At 55.4% G+C, this 16,614-nt stretch carries 15 protein-coding genes; 13 read left to right on the top strand and 2 right to left on the bottom strand.

Annotated elements, in window-relative coordinates; all coding sequences use genetic code 11:
* Position 1: 1 nt before the first annotated feature.
* The gene (recG, locus tag NST23_RS17005) at positions 2–2,056 is read left to right on the top strand and encodes an ATP-dependent DNA helicase RecG (protein WP_063229860.1); all 2,055 of its coding nucleotides are present in this window, start codon (positions 2–4) and stop codon (positions 2,054–2,056) included.
* 158 nt (positions 2,057–2,214) lie between these two features.
* Positions 2,215–3,774 carry a hypothetical protein gene (locus NST23_RS17000; protein WP_229049702.1) on the top strand — a complete coding sequence of 520 codons (1,560 nt, stop codon included), beginning with the start codon at positions 2,215–2,217 and terminating at the stop codon, positions 3,772–3,774.
* 10 nt (positions 3,775–3,784) lie between these two features.
* Here NST23_RS17000 and NST23_RS16995 read toward each other — a convergent pair whose 3' ends face one another.
* Together NST23_RS16995 and NST23_RS16990 are read right to left on the bottom strand one after the other, a co-directional pair.
* On the bottom strand, positions 3,785–4,270 hold the full coding sequence (locus NST23_RS16995) for a GNAT family N-acetyltransferase (RefSeq protein ID WP_173598044.1): 486 nt from the start codon (positions 4,268–4,270) through the stop codon (positions 3,785–3,787).
* A gap of 21 nt (positions 4,271–4,291) precedes the next feature.
* Positions 4,292–4,663: a VOC family protein gene (locus tag NST23_RS16990; RefSeq protein ID WP_370641080.1), complete on the bottom strand. Its 372-nt coding sequence runs from the start codon at positions 4,661–4,663 to the stop codon at positions 4,292–4,294.
* A 135-nt stretch (positions 4,664–4,798) separates the two neighbouring features.
* Between NST23_RS16990 and NST23_RS16985 the strand changes: the two genes are divergently transcribed.
* From NST23_RS16985 to NST23_RS16935, 11 genes are all read left to right on the top strand, one after another.
* Positions 4,799–5,677 carry an AraC family transcriptional regulator gene (locus NST23_RS16985; protein ID WP_280648438.1) on the top strand — a complete coding sequence of 293 codons (879 nt, stop codon included), beginning with the start codon at positions 4,799–4,801 and terminating at the stop codon, positions 5,675–5,677.
* 162 nt (positions 5,678–5,839) lie between these two features.
* Positions 5,840–7,081, top strand: coding sequence for a DNA polymerase IV (locus NST23_RS16980; RefSeq protein ID WP_242771056.1), 1,242 nt, complete (start codon positions 5,840–5,842; stop codon positions 7,079–7,081).
* A complete protein-coding gene (locus NST23_RS16975; protein WP_173599661.1) occupies positions 7,078–7,464 on the top strand; it encodes a hypothetical protein in 387 nt (128 codons plus the stop codon). Before NST23_RS16980 ends, NST23_RS16975 begins: the two co-directional genes overlap by 4 nt.
* Positions 7,461–7,811, top strand: a complete 351-nt coding sequence (locus tag NST23_RS16970; RefSeq protein ID WP_122965098.1) for a YolD-like family protein — start codon at positions 7,461–7,463, stop codon at positions 7,809–7,811. The genes NST23_RS16975 and NST23_RS16970 overlap by 4 nt, the downstream gene beginning before the upstream one ends.
* A 272-nt stretch (positions 7,812–8,083) precedes the next feature.
* Positions 8,084–8,365 carry a hypothetical protein gene (locus NST23_RS16965; RefSeq protein WP_063229853.1) on the top strand — a complete coding sequence of 94 codons (282 nt, stop codon included), beginning with the start codon at positions 8,084–8,086 and terminating at the stop codon, positions 8,363–8,365.
* A 173-nt stretch (positions 8,366–8,538) separates the two neighbouring features.
* Positions 8,539–9,510, top strand: coding sequence for a helix-turn-helix transcriptional regulator (locus tag NST23_RS16960; protein WP_217021439.1), 972 nt, complete (start codon positions 8,539–8,541; stop codon positions 9,508–9,510).
* Positions 9,511–9,754: 244 nt separating this feature from the next.
* On the top strand, positions 9,755–10,354 hold the full coding sequence (locus NST23_RS16955; protein ID WP_274874055.1) for an ECF transporter S component: 600 nt from the start codon (positions 9,755–9,757) through the stop codon (positions 10,352–10,354).
* A 3-nt stretch (positions 10,355–10,357) separates the two neighbouring features.
* Positions 10,358–12,160 carry an ABC transporter ATP-binding protein gene (locus tag NST23_RS16950; RefSeq protein WP_340964127.1) on the top strand — a complete coding sequence of 601 codons (1,803 nt, stop codon included), beginning with the start codon at positions 10,358–10,360 and terminating at the stop codon, positions 12,158–12,160.
* 3 nt (positions 12,161–12,163) lie between these two features.
* A complete protein-coding gene (locus NST23_RS16945) occupies positions 12,164–12,973 on the top strand; it encodes an energy-coupling factor transporter transmembrane component T family protein (protein ID WP_287102368.1) in 810 nt (269 codons plus the stop codon).
* 41 nt (positions 12,974–13,014) lie between these two features.
* A complete protein-coding gene (locus tag NST23_RS16940; protein ID WP_122965104.1) occupies positions 13,015–14,883 on the top strand; it encodes an ABC transporter ATP-binding protein in 1,869 nt (622 codons plus the stop codon).
* Positions 14,852–16,588 (top strand): ABC transporter ATP-binding protein, encoded by a 1,737-nt coding sequence (locus NST23_RS16935; RefSeq protein WP_173599666.1) that lies wholly within the window; start codon positions 14,852–14,854, stop codon positions 16,586–16,588. Before NST23_RS16940 ends, NST23_RS16935 begins: the two co-directional genes overlap by 32 nt.
* Positions 16,589–16,614 lie beyond the last annotated feature (26 nt).

Genomic DNA, 16,614 nt, shown 5'->3' with positions numbered 1-16,614 from the left:
AATGGCTGGGGCTTATCAGTCACCCGTCTCCCTTTTGCACGGGGTAGGGGAGGAACGGGCGAAGGCATTTGCGGGACTCGGGATTCACAGCATCGGCGATTTGCTGGAGTATTTCCCTTCCCGCTACGAAGATTACCGCGTGCGCGATTTGACAGAAGTAAAAGACGGAGAGAGGGTCACGCTGGCAGGTACGGTGTACGGCGAACCCTCTGTTCGTTTTTATGGAAAAAGAAAATCGCGCCTCTCTGTCAAGCTGGTGATGGATCGGGTGGTCGTGACGGCTGTCTGGTTCAACCAGACGTTTGTCAAAACGAGACTGTCGCCCGGGAAGGAAATTCTCGTGACGGGCAAATGGGACAAGCACAAGCTCCAGATTACGGTCAGCGAGATGACAGAGGTAGACTCGGAGCGAGCGGCGAAACGAGGCGAGCTGTCTCCGGTCTATCCGCTCGGCGGAGATATGACTACGACGCTGCTGCGCAAATCGATCCAGCAGGCGCTGCGGCAATACGGCAAGGAAATCCCGGAAATTTTGCCGCCAGACATCGTGGAACGCTATCGGCTGATGCCGCGCGTCGAAGCGTTTCACTCGATCCACTTTCCGGAAAATGCGGAAGTGGGACGTCAGGCGCGCCGCCGGATCATGTTTGAAGAGCTGTTTTTGTTCCAGTTGAAAATACAGACGCTTCGCCGCATCAATCGGCAGCAGTCGGAAGGTGTGGCTCTTTCCATTCCGATGGACGAAGTGCGGCAGTTTGTCAAAGGGCTGCCTTTTCCGTTGACAGACGCGCAAAAGCGGGTTGTCAAAGAAATATTGGACGACATGCTTGCGCCTCACGCGATGAACCGGCTGTTGCAAGGTGACGTAGGCTCGGGGAAAACGGTAGTGGCGGCCATCGCGCTGTTCGCTGCCGTGAAAGCTGGCTATCAGGGCGCCTTGATGGTGCCGACCGAGATTCTTGCCGAGCAGCATGTGCAGTCGCTGACGAAGCTGTTGTCAGACTTCGGCATCGAGGTGGCACTGCTGTCGGGATCGTTGACAGCCAAGCGCAGACGCGAAGTCATCGGCTCGCTGCAAATGGGGCTGATCGATGTCGTCGTCGGGACGCATGCGCTCATCCAGGAGGACGTGTTTTTCTCGCGCCTCGGCCTGGTCATTACGGACGAGCAGCACCGCTTCGGCGTAGAGCAGCGGCGCATTTTGCGCAACAAAGGACTGACTCCCGACGTCTTGTTCATGACGGCTACGCCGATTCCCCGGACGTTGGCGATTACGGCGTTTGGCGATATGGACGTTTCGACGATCGACCAGATGCCGGCAGGCCGCAAGCCGATTGAGACAACGTGGAAAAAGCACGACCAGTTTCCGGCCGTCCTGGAGCAGATGCGCGATGAATTGCGAAAAGGACGCCAGGCGTACGTCATTTGTCCGCTCATTGAAGAGTCGGAAAAGCTCGATGTGCAAAATGCAATCGACGTCCACGCCCAGCTCACCCATGTTTTCCCAGAATTTGGCGTCGGGCTGATGCACGGTCGCTTGCCTGCCAAGGAAAAGGACGCGGTGATGCAAGCTTTTCTCGCAGCGGAGCACGCCGTTTTGGTTTCTACCACTGTCGTCGAGGTCGGAGTCAACGTGCCGAATGCGACGTACATGGTCATTTACGATGCCGAGCGGTTCGGGCTTGCCCAGCTGCACCAGTTGCGCGGTCGGGTCGGTCGCGGTTCGGAGCAATCGTACTGCGTCTTGATCGCCGATCCGAAATCCGAGATCGGCAAAGAGCGGATGCGCGTCATGTGCGAGACGACGGACGGCTTTGAGCTGTCGCAGCGCGATTTGGAATTGCGCGGACCGGGTGACTTTTTCGGCACGAAGCAGAGCGGATTGCCGGAATTTAAGGTCGCGGATTTGCTTGCCGACTACAAAGCTTTGGAAGTCGCCAGACAGGAAACCGCGAGACTCGTGGCCGAGGACGCTTTTTGGCGGGAGCCAGCTCATCAGTGGCTGCGCGATTACTTGCAGCGTGAAGGCGTGCTGGATGGCATCGTCTTTGATTAAAAATGGAAAGCAAGAGTCTTCTTTTGCACGTTTGTGTGCGGGGGAGGCTCTTTTTTAGTGATAAAACGATTTTTTTCAGGAAAAAAATGTGACGAAATGGCAAGGATAAACGTCTTATCTTCACGGATAAAAATTTACTGGGGAGAGAGGCGAATTTTGTGTTTTTGCGAAATCTTCGGGGAATGAGCATCGCGCTGGGCTTCTCTTTGATCATCATGACGGGTTGCAGCATGGCCGCAGCCTCTTCGGCACAAAAACAAACGGGCACAAATCCAGCAACAGGCGCTTCGTCCGGCAAAGCCGCACCATCGGGCACGACACCGAAGGCAGCGGATGACTGGAAGCAAAAGGAGCGCCCTTACGATTATGCAAGCATGAAAGCAGATGTGGTTATTCAATTAGATGAGGACACGCGGTTGCAGTCGCCGCTGCGCACGGTAGTCGGACCGACTCCGCAGTCGTACACGCTCTTTTTCCGGGAGGAGATGGACCGGGGAAGCGTGGAGACGACGATTCGCAAGCACGCGAAAGAAGAGGCGGCGAGAGAAGGTTTGGGGTTCATTGAACCGACGTTTGCTTTTCAATGGTTGAACAACCGTCAGTTGCAAGTGCTGGTAACTCTTCCTGCTACCGCCGGAAAAGAGCGGGATTGGACGGAATACGTTCTGAGTGCCGGGGGAGCCAAATCGACAAAAGGCACGGTGATTGGTGCAGCGAATGCCTTTCACGCTGTTGTGCTTGCGCCTTCGCAAATTTGGCGAATCTCTGTCGATGGCAAAGTGCGCGAGAAGCTGACTGACTTTTCCGTCATGACCAATATGAAGTTTTTGGACCGCGAGCAACGGTACGTGCTGCAGAGCCGTTTCACGAAATATTGCGAGTGCGACGCCCGGTATCCGATGCTCTATTCGATTTACGATACAAAAACAAAGGAACGGACCCTTTACCCAGTGGAGCTTGCGGACAACTATCGTGGAGCGGGCGATTTCATCGCCGATCGCCGGGGCTTCTTCTATGCACAGCCGGATAAAGGAATCACTGTTCCGCCAAGCGACAGCGCCGTTCGCGTTCAGGTACAAGGGTACGTGCATGGTGCGAGCTTCAGCTACGATCAGAAACAATTGCTGATGGCAGTGGGGAAAGCCGAGCAGAAAAAAGACCTCGATCTCGTTGTGTTTGATCTGGAAAAGGGAACGGAAAAGCGCATTCCTGGAGCGATCAAGGGATGGGTGCCTACGAGCGAGTCCAACGGGGAGATTTTGCCTGTCGCCTTCCAGGACGATGGCCGCTACGCCACGTTCGCGATGAGAAGCGAAGAATCAGGCTTTGAGGAAATACGTCTGCGCTATGAGTGGAAGAGCGGCAAGGTCATCGCATGGACACCGCCTGTTCCGGCCGATTCCTGGTCCGGGTATGTGCAGTCGACGGATGGCGCGTATCAAATGTACTGGAACGCAGGTCTGTTCAAAGGCAACGTGCCGCTGATGGACATGCGCGGCGATGGTCTCTGGCTGCCGGGCACGCACCGTTTTTTGTTTACGGAATGGGAAAAAGCCGCGCAGGAAACCGACTTGAAGCAATCGCTGTACTTGTTTGACGCCGATACAAAAGCACAGTCCGTGCTCGTGTCGGGCCTTCCTGCGGGTCTTTCCATCCTGGGAGCAAGCGCGGATGGCAAATGGTTGTACGTGATGACGGACCGAACGCTTGCTCCTTAAATCGCGATCATCACGATTCGTATTCGTCGGCAAGCATGGACAGGACAAGCAAAGATTCGTACGTATCTCCGGTCTTCAGGCAGTCGCGCAACGTTCCTTCCACGCGAAAGCCTTCGGAAAGGTAGAGCGTGCGGGCGACGTCGTTTGTTTCCTTGACGTCCAGCCAAAGGCGGTGGGCTTTTCGTTCCTGAAAAGCCCATTGCTTGATTTGGCGCAAGATGCTGCGGCCGTAGCCTTGACCTTTGACTGCGATCGTAATGCGTTTCAGCTCAATTGAATCATGCGGATTGGCCAGCCCGGCGATGATGACGTAGCCTACGGGGTGGCCTGTTTCTGCTTTTTCAGCGATCATGTGCAAAACATCGGGATCGTCAAGAGCTTCCCGATGCCGTTCTTCGCTCCAGACGACGAGAAAAGGGGCGTTTTCGGGTGCTTGCTCCACATCGCAAACGAACGGGAGGTCTGTTGGCACGGTAAGGCGCAGGCGGATCGTCACAGTCGGTTTCCCCTTTCTTTGTCAGCATTTGGCTGCCATCAGCAGATTGCCATCCGGGTCTTTGAACGTGAACCAGTGTCCGTGCTGGATCGGGCCGACCAGCTCCACCCCCAACTCTTCCAGGTAACGATAGGAGGCTTCGATGTCCGTCGTGTTGAAGTGAAAGAGCGGAGCATCATCAGGGGTGCGTTTGGGAAAAATTTTGCTGTCCAGCACCAGGTTGGAGCCGTTGTTCATCGGGATGCAATAGAGGTGTCCAAACGAAATCTCGCCGTCTTTCGGCAGTCCCAACAGCTGGCAGTACCAGTCGCGCGCACGCTCAATATCGCTGACGGCGATGAAAATGGCTCCGATCTCGGAGTGCAACGGAGAAGGAGAAGTGGTCATGGGCATGATTCGCTTCCTTTCGGTACGGTATGGGAATCGGGATGCTACATGTAGCGAAGCCACCCTGCATCATCGGGCACGAAATGTCGGATCGCTTCGCGGTATGTCTGTTACTCTTTGGTGGAGAGGGAGGTCATGTTGATGGATATGCTGCAAAAATGGAACGAAGCTCTGGACTACATCGAGGAAAATCTGGCTGGCGAGATTGATGTCAAGCAGGCCGCACGCGTGGCTTGCTGCTCGGAATACCACTTCAAAAGGATGTTCTCCTCTCTGGCTGGCATTCCGCTTTCCGAGTACATCCGGCGCAGGCGCATCACACTGGCTGCTTTCGAGCTGAAAGACGAGCGGGTGAGAGTCATTGATGTCGCCATCAAGTACGGGTACAGCTCGCCGGATTCGTTTGCCCGGGCCTTCGTGCACATGCACGGGGTAACGCCCACCGAAGCGAGAGCCAGCGGCCAGTCGCTGAAAGCTTATCCGCGCATGACCTTCCATCTGTCTATCAAAGGAGGCAGTGTCATGAACTATCGTATAGAAGAGAAAGCGGGATTTCGCATCGTCGGCTTGCAGAAACGGGTTCCGTTGATGTACAACGGGGTGAATCCCGAGATTGCTGCGATGTGGGCCTCGCTGGATGCTGAAAAAATCGAGCAGCTCAAATCTTTGTCCAATGCCGAGCCTGTAGGATTGTTGAGCGCATCCACGAATTTTTCCGAAAAGCGGTTGAATCAGGGCGAGCACGGAGAGCTGGATCATTACATCGGCGTGGCCACGACAAAGGAATGTCCAGAGCACTTCGCGAAGCTCGAAGTGGCGGCCTCTACCTGGGCGGTATTTGAAGCCGTAGGACCTTTTCCCGATACGCTGCAAGACGTCTGGGGCCGCATTTATGCCGAGTGGTTTCTCTCTTCCGGCTACGAGCTGGCGGAAGGTCCCGAACTGCTGTGGAATGCCGACAAGGATACGACTTCGCCGACATTTCGCAGCGAGATTTGGATTCCTGTTGTCAAAAAATAACATCCTCGTATCAGATTCGCACACGCTTGCCGAAACACCTGCTGGCGTGTGCGTTTCTTTTGCAGAAATAATTACCAATGTTTTTTTCGGCGGGTCAGGTATAAAAACGAACATACGTTTGCTATAATAAGAACATAAGTTCTTGTTTAGGGGATGATGGTGATGCCCAATGCGAACAAACGGTGCGTCTTCTTGATCGACATGGAGAGCTTTTACGCCAGTATTGAAAAAGGGGCCAATCCGGCCTTGCGCAATCAGCCGATTGTGGTCGCAGGAGATCCGCAGCGGCGAAGCGGAGTAGTGCTGGCAGCCTGTCCGATTGCGAAGTCGTACGGCGTGATTACGGCAGAAGCACTGTGGCAGGCGCAGCAAAAATGCCGCAAGCTCGTAGTCGTGCGTCCGCGCATGGAGATGTACCTCCAGATTTCCATGCACATTACCGCGATATTCGAATCGTTTACCGACAAGGTGGAGCCGTATTCGGTTGATGAGCAGTTTCTCGATGTGACCGGGAGCCTTCACTTGTTCGGCGACCCGTTGCAGCTGGCAGCGCAGATTCAAAAACGGGTCTGGGCGGATACGGGCATCCGCTGCCGGGTAGGAATCGGGGAGAACAAGGTACTCGCGAAAATGGCCTGTGACAACTTCGCCAAAAAGCGGAAGGACGGCATTTTTTGGCTGAAACGCGAGGAGCTGGAAGAAACGCTCTGGAAGCTTCCGGTAGAGAAAATGTTCGGCGTAGGCTCGCGGATGAAGCGGCATTTTCACCGGATGGGCATTTACCAGATCGGTCAGCTCGCGAAGCTCTCGCCAGATGTGCTTACCCGCCACTGGGGAGTGAACGGCGAAGTGCTGTGGCGTACGGCGCATGGCCTCGACGATTCGCCTGTCTCCCTCGATGTGTACGGCACGCAAAAAGGGATCGGCCATCATATGACGCTGCCGCGCGATTATCATACGGCCAAAGACATCAAGGTCGTGCTGCTGGAGTTGTGCGAAGAAGTATGCAGGCGAGCCCGCAAAAAGGAGCTGATGGGTTCCGTCGTGTCGGTTGGCTGCCGCGGGGCGAACTTGTCGGCAGGAGAAGGCTTTGGCCGACAGATGAAGCTGGCAGAAGCGACGAATGATGCCATGGAGCTGTACGAGGCAGCCTGCCGGTTGTTTGATCGCCATTGGCAGCAGACGCCTGTGCGCAGTATCGGGATCAACCTGGAGCAGCTGATTTCCGATCATGCCGTGCAGCTAAATTTGTTCACAGACAACCACAAACGCCGTTCGCTCGCCCGGACGATCGACGAGATTCGGACACGGTTTGGCCCAGATGCGATTTTGCGGGCAGCCTCTGTCACGGAGGCTGGTCAGGCGAAAGAACGCGCGCGCAAGATCGGGGGGCACTACAAGTGACGACTCCGCTGGCAACAGAAGAAGAGTACGAGCTTGTCCGGCAGTACATTTTGTTCGGCATTTTGTTTCAGGCTGTCATGGTCGATTGGAGCCGGTTGCAGCTTGTGCCGTTAAAGCTCTCTTACCAGGCCATGATCGATGGGACTTTTCAGGAGCTGTCGCGCTGGGCTGAGCGGCAGCAGCAGCAAATGCGCCGCCTTTTGCAGCAGCGCGACTGCACAGTAGTCCGCGCCAGGCGCGAGGGGCACGTGTACATGGTGCACTACCAGCAGCGCGGATATGTACGGGAAGCCCGGTACACCATTGAAATTTTGCAGGCAGAGTGTCAGGAGCTGATCGATTGGTGGATGCGAAATCAGCAGCGAGGAGAGAAGAGAGCATGAGAGAAAAGCGCGTATCCAAAAAAGAGAATGTGTTTGTAGCCAGCCGATTTGTCCTCCCGGAACATCGGGAAATGTATTTGCGCGCCAAGGAAGAGGAGCAGAAGTACGTGCCGCCCGAGCTTGACCAGGAGCAGCTGGGAGCGATGAGCGAGCTGATCTGGCAAGGATTTCAGGCGAACAACCTCTTGAAGCTGACATACTTTGACGGACGCGAGCCGCGGCACTTGTCTGCCCACGTCATACATATCGATCAGGCGGCCCGGCGATTGAAGCTCAAGACAGGCGACGGGTTTCACTGGTTGTCTTTTGCGTGTTTGCTGCAAGTAGAACTGGCTTCGGGTTTTTGAGCGGGAAATGCAGGAAGAACAGGGGCACGAGGATTCAGAAAATGGACAAAAATAGGCCCCTTTTTGCAAAGCAAGTGGCAAAAAACAGCGTGCCGCGCTGAAACGATGTGTGTAAAGAAGCAGTGAGATTCCTGAAACGAAAAGCGGTCAAAAACAACCGTTTTTCGTCTTTTTTTGGCTTAAACGCTTTTTGCCAGAACAGGATGTTTCCCTGTATTGTTAGGATATCATTTGAAGCAGATAACTGCTGGATAGAACAAAGGAGATTTTACATGCTAGCACAAGAAATGGGTGTCATGTTCACCAAGCACGCCGATCAAATTACTTCCAAGCGTTGGGGGGAATTTATTCAGCAATTGGAGGAAAAAGGCTTGTATGTGCTCATCGAGACGGACACGATCGGACGAGTAATGAGCCCTTTGGGCGGATTGATGCCCATGCCCTGCAAGAGCGAGACGCTCCACATTGTGACAGCAGAAGAGCTGGAGCAACGCGGTCTGCCGCTCGGTCACCACATCGTGACGAAACCAAAAGAAAAAGCAACCACTGCCTAAGCGCAATCGAACGGACAAAACCTTTTCAGCCTTGGAAACAAGAGGCAGAAAAGGTTTTTTTGTGTGATTATCAATTGATAATGAAAATCAAAATCAATATAATAAAGAAAAATGTGGCAGGCAATGCGTACCAATCGTTTGACATAGAAGAGGGGCAAAAAGGGATGAGGAACATGCATATTCAAGCGGAGTTTTCCGAGTTTACCGAGTACAATCAAGTGATCACGGACCAGCTGGAATGGGCCCGCTCAGAGGAAATCGACGGGATGGAGCGGTTGCACGATCTGCCGCCGCACTATGGGGAAGGGTACCATCGGCATGTGGCGGTGCGCGAGGGACTGAGGCTCGATTACAGCAACATGTATTTGCACCAAACTTTTTCGATGGAGACGAAAATGAAGTACCCTCATCTGGAGCTGGCTTTCAATATCGAGAGCGGAGCGAACTGGACCGTGAATGGCGGGCAGCAGGAGTTTTGCTCACAGACAGGAAGCGCTCAGCTGATTTACATGAACGATCTGACGTGCCATGCCCAGATGCCGAAGCATGAGCGAATTTCCCATCTGGAGCTGAGCTTTGACTACAGGCTGTGGAGCCAACTGCTGGAAGCGATGAACGCGTGCCCCGAGCAGTCGTTTGCGAGGCTGGAAACGACGATCACCCCTGGGATGACGCACATTATCGAGCAGGTGATCAGCAATCCGTATCGGGGAACGATCAAGAAGCTGTTTATAGAAGGCAAGGCCATGGAGCTGTTGGCGCTGTTTCTGCAGGAGGCGGAGCTGGAAAAGGAACAGCGGATTTCGCTGAAGGCAGATGACGTCAAAAGCATCCACGAAGCGAAAAACATCCTGCTAAAGACGCTGGATCATCCGCCAAGCCTGATACATCTGGCGAGAAAAGTCGGGATCAACGACTACAAGCTGAAAATCGGGTTCAAGGAAGTGTTCGGAACGACGGTGTTCGGCTTCGTGCGGCAGCAGCGGCTGGAAAAAGCCAAGCTTTTGCTGGAGAGAGAGCGGGTTAGCGTCAGCGAGGCGGCATTGCTCGTAGGCTACAGCAACTTCAGCCACTTTGCCTCGCTGTTCCGCAAAACGTACGGGGTGAATCCTAGCTTGTACGGCAAGCGGCTGGAAAAACCGTAAAAGCAACAAAACAGTCACAACCGTTTTGTTGACCGCAAGCGGCCACATCCCATTTCATGAAAAACGGCGAGACATTTTTCATCGCAAAAAAGACGTTCAATCGCGAGCGTCTTTTTTTGTTGCGGGCATTTTCTCCCTCTAGGGGCAGTCTCTCTCCGCGAAATGGCGGTAAAGAGGCTGCCCCTCGCTCTATGATAAAGAAGGAACAGCAAAAGAGAGAAGCAGACACAGGAGAGGTGAAAAAATGAAAGCAGGCTTGGAGAACGCTGGCCGAGTACAACGGGCTTGGAGAACGAAAGACTTGCTGATGGCCGGGCTTTTGGGAGTGGTTTTTGCCATCGTCATTATCGGGGTCAATTACGTGTATATGCTGGCCACTTCGCTTACGGGTCCGATTTATTCCCGTGTCCTTATCGGTTTTTACATGATGCCGGGCTTTATGGCGCTCTATCTTATCCGCAAACCGGGAGCAGGCGTGCTGGCTGAACTGGTAACGGGTCTGGTAATGATTCCGTTCACCTCCTACGGCTGGATGATGCTGATCGGGCAAGCGATCAACGGATTGTATTGCGAGCTGCCTTATGCCGTTGCACGCTATCGGACGTACAGCGGACGGTTTATGTTGACAGCCGCCGCCGTAACAGGCGCGCTGGCAGTCCTGAGCGAGTACCCGCTGACAGGCTATGCGAACCTGTCATTTGGATCACAGGTCGGCTTGTTCGCGGTGACGGCTGTCAGTTGCGCCTTGGTTGCATGGCTCTCCCGCGCTTTGTGCCATTCGCTGATGCAGGCAGGCTTGCTGACGGACTATCGTGCGAGCCTCGCGAACAAAGCAGGGCGATAGCTGATGGATAACGGTGTTTTGGATGTGCGGAATGTCTGTTTCGGCTACGATGCCGCCGAACAGCCTGTCCTGACTAACGTGACATTCCGTGTACAAACAGGCGAGCTGCTGCTCATCATGGGGGCATCAGGGGCGGGCAAAAGCACGCTCGCCCTCACCTTGAACGGATTAATCCCGCACGCCGTCCAGGGGAGCTATGAGGGCGATGTGCGGATAGCAGGGCGAAGCACGAGCGAGGCAACCGTAGGGGAACTGGCGATGCATGTCGGGATGGTGTTTCAAGACCCGGAAGCGCAACTGGTTGCTTTTACGGTGGAGGATGAGGTCGCTTTCGGTCTGGAAAATCTTTGTCTGGACCGCGAAGAGATGGAGCGGCGCATCACGCAATCGCTGGCAGAAGTAGGACTTTCTGATCAGCGCAAAAAGGCAGTGGAGCACCTGTCCGGCGGGCAAAAGCAGCGGCTCGCGATTGCCTCTGTGCTGGCGATGCAGCCGCAAGTGATCGTGCTGGATGAACCGACAGCGCTGCTCGATCCGGCAGGCCGCGCAGAAGTGTTCGCCGTCATTGAGCGATTGAAGCAAGGCGGGCGACAGGCGCTCGTTCTCGTGGAGCACCATCTGGACGAATGCATCGGATTGGCCGATCGTGTGCTTGTGCTCGGCAAGACAGGAGAGGTAAGCGCCGAAGGGGAAGCGCGACGCGTCTTTTCCGAAAGCTATGAGCGGCTCTGCGAAGAGGGCGTCTTTTTGCCGGAGACGGTGCGGCTCAGCAAAGAGTTGGGGCTGTCGCCCGTCGCGCTCTGTGCGGATGAAGTGGCGGAACAGATCGGAAAAAGGCTGGGCAACGGCTTTGCTTTTGGCAGCCTGATCCAAGAGAAAAGCTGGTCGGAGGGCGCTCGGCCCGCTGCGTGCGCTGAGCAAACGGCAGACGCTGGACGCTCCGCATCGCCCGAAGACGAAGCAGGCGTCCCGCTGCTTGCGATCAGGGAAGGAATGCTGTCCCTCGCCGCTTCGGGCGTGCTGCAAAAATCAGTGGGAGCGCTGACCATCTCCAGTGGCGAGCTGTTGGCCATCGCGGGAGCAAACGGCGCCGGGAAGACGACGTTGGCTTTGCACTTGATGGGGCTGTTGCCCGCCCACAAAGGAGCGCTCTTTTTGTCCGGCAAAGACATGACAGGGCTATCGATGGCCGAACTGGTGCGAAACATCGGGTTTGTTTTTCAAAACCCCGAGCATCAGTTTGTGGCGGAGACAGCAGAAAGGGAGCTTGTCGTCGGCATGCCGGAACGGGATGAAGAGCAAGCCCGTGTGCAGGCCCAGTCTCTGTTGCAGCGGTTTGGTCTTGCTTCTGCTGCCGGGCGCAGTCCGTACCAGTTGAGCCAGGGAGAGAAGCGGCGGCTCAGTGTTGCGACGATGCTGACAGAGGAGCGCAAAGTGCTGATCCTCGATGAGCCGACTTTTGGCCAGGATCAAAAAAATGCCAGAGAGATCATGCAGATGCTGCAAAGCCTGCAACGCGAAGGAGTGGCGATTGTCTTGATCACGCACGCGCTCTGGCTGCTTGCGGAGTATGCCGATCGGGTAGCTGTGCTGGCAAAAGGGAAGCTCGTCTTCCACGGCACGGCAGACCGTTTGTTTTCGCAGCCGGAGCTTTTGAAACAGGCGAGCTTGCGTCTGCCACCAGCAGCAGAAATGGCGCAAAAGCTGTCCGTGTACGATCCGAGCTTGGCCGGGATTGCGACTTACGAAAATGTGCGAGCAGGCTGCCTGCGATTGCTGGGCGAGCGGACGGGGGTGGAGGCGTAAAAGATGAGCGAGAATCAGTGTGTCCCGGGAGCTTCCGCTTCGTATTTGCATCGTCTCAATCCACTGTCCAAGCTGGTAGCGACGCTGCCTGTGACTGTTTTTTTAACGCTGGTGACAAATGTGTGGACGCCCGTCGCCTTTATCGTGGCAAGCGCCTTGCTGACGGTTTGGCTCGGGCGCGTCCAGCTGTTTTCCTACATGAAAAAAATCGTCGTGCTGCTCCCGTTTCTGATCGGTTTTCTCCTCACGTATCCATTCATGATCGACAGCGCAGCCGGGGGCAACCAGCCAGGCTCGCAGGCAGGCTTGTTGCTCGGATTGACTACGGGACTTCGGCTGCTTTCGCTGTATGCAGTCATGCTGTTGTTTGCACTGACGACCGAGACGCCTGATTTCGTGCGGGCGCTGGTGCAAAATTGGCGAGTGAATGACCGGATCGGATACGCCGTGCTGGCGATTTTGCGGTTTGTGCCGGATATGCAGCGGCAGCATCGGACGATTCGCTGGGCGCGTCAAGTGAGAGGTTTGAATGAAAAAGCGAGAAAAAGTCGGTTGTCTTACGGGGAGAGAGTGAGAGGGACGACGCTTCCGCTGTTGGTCACGGCGATCCGGCAGGCAGAGCGAATGGCTTTGTCCATGGATGCGCGCGGGTTTGCAGTCCATCCGCGGCGCACTTACTATCGGGCAAGCGTGTTCCAGCGGGAAGACTGGCAGTTTGTCCTGCTGTTCTGGCTTTTGTCGGGGCTGTTGGTTGCAGGCTTGGCTTTTGCTGGTCTGCTTGGGGAAATCTCGTTTCTCAAAATGTTTGCCTAACGCTTGGTGGTCTAGAAAGCATGGAAAGGGAGGGAAGAGGAATGAGCGAGAAAAAAGGCGTGCTTCGACTGCTGGAGATTGCGGATGAGAAGCGGAGCTTGCTGATCGTTTCGGCCATTTTGTCGTCGTTGAGCGCCATCTGCATGCTTGTGCCTTACGCATCTGTCTATTTTATTTTGCAGGAGCTGCTGCTGCATGCCTCGTCTGTGGCCGATGCAGACGGGGCGTACATGATTCGCTGGGGCGTGATTGCCCTGTTCGGACTGGTGGGAAGCCTCATTCTGATGTACGCGGGAGGGATGGTATCGCACATTGCCGCTTTTCGGATTTTGTACGGCTTGCGTGTGAAGCTGGCTTCCCATATCGGCCGTTTGCCGCTTGGCTGGCTGAGTGGCACGTCGACGGGGGCAGTCAAGAAAACGCTGGAGCAAAACGTGGAAAAAGTCGAGACGTTCATCGCCCACCAATTGCCCGATCTGGTTCAGGTGGTCGTGACGATTGTCGTCATGGTCGGCGTCATGTTTTACTTGAATGTGTGGCTGGCGCTCGCCTGCGTAGTGCCGATCGTGCTGGCTCTTTTGGTGCAGGTGCTGTCGTTTCAAGGGACGCGGACAAAAGAAAACATCAAAAAATATTACGACTCGCTGGAGCGGATGAACGGTTCCGCCGTGCAGTACGTACGCGGCATGCCCGCGATCAAAGTATTTGGGCAAACCGTCCACTCTTTTCGCCAGTTTTACGCGGACATGATTTCGTACCGCGATTATTGTGTCAAGCATACGCGTGATTTTCAAAACGGATATTTGACGTTCAAGGTCATTTTAGGCTCGTTCGTCGCTTTCATCCTCCCTGTGGGGGTTTTTCTGTTGAGCAGCGATCCGCACAATGTGGCGTTCGCGTCTGTCCTGCTGTTTTTCCTCGTGATGGCGCCGGGGGTGTCCGCCCCGATGTTCAAAATTATGTTTTTGACTTCGACGCTGCGCGACATTGGAGAAGGGGTAGAGCGGATGGATCGGATTTTTGCCGAACAGCCTGTTGCCGAGCCGCTCGCTTCCAAACAGCCGCAGCATTTTGACGTCGCGTTTGACGACGTTTCGTTCGCCTATGCGAGCGCAACTGCAACAGAAGGCACAGAGGGCGCACAGGCACAGCAAGGAAAAGAAGCCCTTTCGCATGTGTCTTTCCTGGCGCGGCACGGGCAGGTGACCGCACTCGTCGGCCCGTCGGGAGCAGGCAAGTCGACGGTAGCCAATCTCATTCCCCGCTTCTGGGATGTGCAGGAAGGCGCCATTCGCATTGGCGACGTGGACATTCGCGATCTGTCCAGCACCGATTTGATGAACACAGTGGCGTTTGTGTTCCAGGAGACGTTTTTGTTCTATGACACGGTGTACAACAACATCGCGGTAGGATTGCCCGATGCTGCGCCCGAAGCGGTCTATGCGGCAGCGAAGGCCGCGCAGTGCCACCAGTTTATTCTAAACCTTCCGCAAGGCTACGATACGCTGATCGGCGAAGGCGGGGTCTATTTGTCAGGGGGAGAGGAGCAGCGCGTGGCCGTGGCGCGGGCGATTTTGAAAAATGCTCCGATTCTCGTCCTCGATGAAGCGACAGCTTTTGCCGATCCCGAGAATGAATACGAAATGCAGCTGGCCTTGGCCGAACTGGTGAAAGGCAAGACCGTGATCGTCATTGCCCATCGCCTGTCCACGATCCGGGAAGCCGACCAGATTCTCGTCATGCAAGGCGGCAAATTGGTCGAGCAGGGAAAACACGAGGCGCTGCTACAGCAAAACGGCTTGTACGCCCGGATGTGGTCGGCGTACACCGATGCGCAAAACTGGCAGATCGGAAAAGAGAGAGGGAGGTTGGCTGCCGATGAGCACGTTAAGCAATATAACAGCCGGTAAACCCCGCGCATTGCTAAAGCCTGTCTTTTACACGACGATTGCGAACCTTGCCAGCATTGTGCCGTTTGTCTTGCTGGTAGAGGCGGCGCGCTTGATTTTTGAACCGTTTGTGCACCCGGACGCACCGCTGAACACAGGGCGTTTATGGTGGATATGCGCATGGCTGATCGCGTCTCTGGTGCTGCTGTTTCTGACGGAAATGCCCGCCTACCGGGCGCAGTTCGGCGGCGCATACAGCGTGGCAGCAGAAGGGCGGGCCAGACTTGCGGAGCATTTGCGCAAGCTGTCGCTCGGCTATTTGAACAAGCGGGACCCCGGCGACTTGGCGAATATGATGATGGGCGATTTTGCGATGGTCGAGCACGGGATATCCCACCTCGTCCCGCAAATGATCGGGGCGCTGATCATGCCGGTCATTGCCATCGTCGGGCTGTCTTTCATCGATTGGCGGATGGCGCTCGCCTTGTTTGCCGCATTTCCTGTCGCGATCATGCTCGTTTTGCTCACGTCTGGCATTCAGCGCAAGCTCGGCGCCCAGCATATGCGGGCCAAAATTGATGCCGCGAACCGCTTGCAGGAATATTTGAACGGCATTCGCGTCATCAAAGCGTACAATTTGACAGGCGAGCGTTTCGTGCGGCTGGAGAAGTCTTTTCGCGAGTTCATGAGACAGAGCATCCGCATCGAAGGCTTGCTCGGGCCGATCGTGCTGGCGGCCATCGCCTGCATTCGGGCGGGTCTGACGCTCATGGTAATCGCTGGCACGTATTTGCTGGCTGGGGGCAACCTCGATTTGATCACGTTTGTCATGTTTCTTTTGGTAGGAACAAGAATTTTCGATCCGCTGACCACGGCGCTCGTCAATTACGCAGAATTTCGTTATCACGAGCAGGCCGGCGAGCGGATCGTCGATTTGCTGGCTGAACCGACGATGCTGGGCGAACTGCATCCGCCGGACGAAAACGATGTGACGCTCGATCACGTATCATTCGGATACAACGAAAAGCTGGCGCTCGACAACGTCAGCATGCACATGCCGACAGGATCGTTCACCGCTTTGGTCGGGCCGTCCGGCAGCGGAAAAAGCACCGTGCTCCGCCTGATTGCCAGATTTTACGACCCGACCAGCGGGCAAGTGCTGCTCGGACAACAGCCGCTTGCAAAAATGGACCCGGAAGCGTTGTTGTCCCGCATCTCGATGGTCTTTCAAGATGTGTATCTGTTCCAGGACACGATCGCCAACAACATTCGCTTCGGCAAAAGGGACGCGACACAAAAAGAAATCGAAGCGGCAGCCAGGCAGGCGTGCTGCCACGAGTTTATCATGCAGCTGCCAAACGGCTACGAGACGATGGTGGGAGAGGGAGGAAGCACGTTGTCCGGCGGGGAGAAGCAGCGCATATCCATCGCCCGGGCCATGCTGAAAAATGCGCCGATCGTCCTTTTGGATGAGGCGACCGCTTCCCTCGATCCGGAAAACGAAGCGCACATTCAGCAAGCGATCGACAGGCTGATTCAAGGCCGGACGGTCATCGCAATTGCCCATCGCTTGAAAACGATCCGCCACGCTGACCAGATTTATGTGCTGGATCAAGGCCGTGTCGTGGAAGCAGGCAAGCACGACGAGCTGATTGCCCGCCACGGACTGTATGCGAAGCTGTGGGGATTGCAGCAGCAAACAAGCGGCTGGCACATTTCCTCGTAACGCGTTGTGACGAAAAACCCCGTCTG

This window comes from Brevibacillus sp. FSL K6-0770 (assembly GCF_038000275.1).
GTDB lineage: Bacteria > Bacillota > Bacilli > Brevibacillales > Brevibacillaceae > Brevibacillus > Brevibacillus parabrevis.
This window is presented reverse-complemented; position numbering and strand designations above follow the sequence as displayed.